The sequence below is a fragment of the Sporichthyaceae bacterium genome (assembly GCA_036493475.1).
Classification (GTDB): domain Bacteria; phylum Actinomycetota; class Actinomycetes; order Sporichthyales; family Sporichthyaceae; genus DASQPJ01.
The window spans coordinates 1-2,101 of the sequence record DASXPS010000176.1 but is presented as its reverse complement, the minus strand read 5'-3'; the positions used below and the strand labels follow the sequence as shown (position 1 = coordinate 2,101).

General features: G+C 68.5%; 1 protein-coding gene. It reads right to left on the bottom strand.

What is annotated here, in order from left to right:
• Nucleotides 1-287: 287 nt before the first annotated feature.
• On the bottom strand, nt 288-1,844 hold the full coding sequence (locus VGJ14_17635) for an IS1182 family transposase (GenBank protein ID HEY2834251.1): 1,557 nt from the start codon (nt 1,842-1,844) through the stop codon (nt 288-290).
• Nucleotides 1,845-2,101 lie beyond the last annotated feature (257 nt).

The following is a 2,101-nucleotide window of genomic DNA, read 5'->3' as shown; positions in this document are numbered from 1 at the left end:
CGGAAGCAGGCGGGGTGAATATTCAACCCGGTCCCCACATGCTCGCCAGGCGCCGATAAACGAGATTCGGTGCGCACGCTGGGAAAGATCGGCCCTAGGTGGTTGGTGTTGAACGGTTGTTCGGGGTGCGGTCCCTGACGTGGAACACCGATTGGCAGGTGTAGTAGCGGTCGTGCGGGTCCGGGTCTAATCGGCGTGCTGGCGCGGCTCGGGTCATGTGTCGGGTGCTGCTGGCGGTGTAATGGCCGTTGTCGACTGCTGTGCAGGGGATCCGGGCTTCTGCTGGTCTACCCGGCCGCGGTGGCCCATCCTCGGCCGGGTGTGCTGGCCAGGGCGAGCACTGCGAGGCGGGCGAGGTTGACGGCGGCGGCGAGGAGGGCGAAGTCGGCGGCGATCTTGGTGGTGCCGCGGACGCGGGCGCGGCGGCCGCCGTGTCGGCGGCGCATCAGGTGGGCGATCTTTCGTTCGACCTTGGGGCGGGTGGCCCGGTAGTCGGTGATCCAGTCTGGGTCGCGTTGTCGGGCCCGGGCGGCGGCGAGGAGTTTCTCGTGGATCCCGACGGTGACGGTGCGTCCGTCGGCGGCGGTGGTGCACTGCTGGCGGAGCGGGCAGTGCGTGCAGTACGGCCAGAAGCTGGCGGTGCCGGTCGCGTTGCTGCGCCGGATCGGCGCGGTGTGCCCGGCGGGACACCTCACCGTGTCGTGGCGCAGGTCGATGTCGAAGCGGTCCTTGGCGAAGCGCCCGCCGGTGGCAACCGGCTGCTGGGTCTTGCACTTGGACTCGATCCCGACCTGCTCCAGCCGCTCCTGCAATTCCCCGGTGCCGTAGGCATTGTCGCCGTAGACCGTCGCGGCGGGCTCACCGTCACCGCCACTATCGCCGTCATCGCCCGGCCCGTGCTCGGCGTCCGCGTGCTCGGTGTCGGTGTCGAGCAGGTCGGTGATGAGGTCCTCGGCGGCGCTGGCGTCCCCAGCGTTGCCCGCGGTCACTGTGGTGGCGGTGATGATCTCCGAGTCGGGGTCGATACCCACATGTCCCTTGTAGCCGTCGAACCCCCGTGCGGCGGTCTTGTGCCCGTGCCGGGCTTGCGGATCCACGGTGGAGATCACCCGGTCGGGCGCGACGCGACGGGCGATGCGGAACACCCCGTTGGTGTCTTCATCGAGGTCCTGGCCGAGCACCGTGGCCAACAGCGCGGCGGCCTGGGTCACCGCCTCGGCCAGTTCACGCCCGTGAAGCACCCGCAGCAGCGCCATGCCGTCTGTGGCCAGCGCGTCGACCAGCGCGGCCCGTGCGTCTGGATCGTCGTAGTCACAGACCGGCTTGCCCGCGCAGGCATAGTCGTCCTCGCGGACCAGCACCGCCCGCAGCCGCGATTCGAGCTCGGTGTCAGCGACCTTGAGCAGGCCACGGATCGCCGAGCGGATCAGGGTGACGGTGTCCATCGTGGCGACCGCGTCGTACAACGGTGTGGAGTCCAGCACCCGCCGGCGGCCCACCAGGCCCGCAGCCTTGGCAACGTCCAGCACCGCGTCGAAGATCCGGTTCGGGGCCGACGATCCGGCAAGCCGCGCTCGCATGTCCACCAGCACCGTGTGCACGAACCCCGGATAGTCGAAATCCAGCCCGCCCGCCGCGTACTTCCATCGCGCGTCGAAGCAGAACCGGTCGGTCGCCTCACGATCCGAGCAGCCCTCGATCCGCTGCAGCACCATCACCACCGCCACGATCATTGGCGGCACGCTGCGCCGACCCACATCGGTGAACAAATCCGCGAACATCTCATCACCGAACAGCCGGTGACACTCCCGATGCAGCAACCCGTAAATCGAGCCTGGCGCCACCCGCGGCTCACAGAACCCGGCCGTGGACCGGAACAAGTCCGGCTGCCTCGGCGCCTGCCCCAACGTCATCGCTCAGCCCGGCAGCGAAGTCCCTGTCTCATAGGAACATTCTCCCGGACAGATCAACAAGACAGCCGACCGCCACCCGGCGAAAAACACCAGCCACCTAGGGGTCTCCTCCGGCTGTTCGACGAGGCTCATACAGTCGGGGTGGTTCGTGGCCTCGGTATTGGTCGGTAATCGGCTGGGCCAGGTCG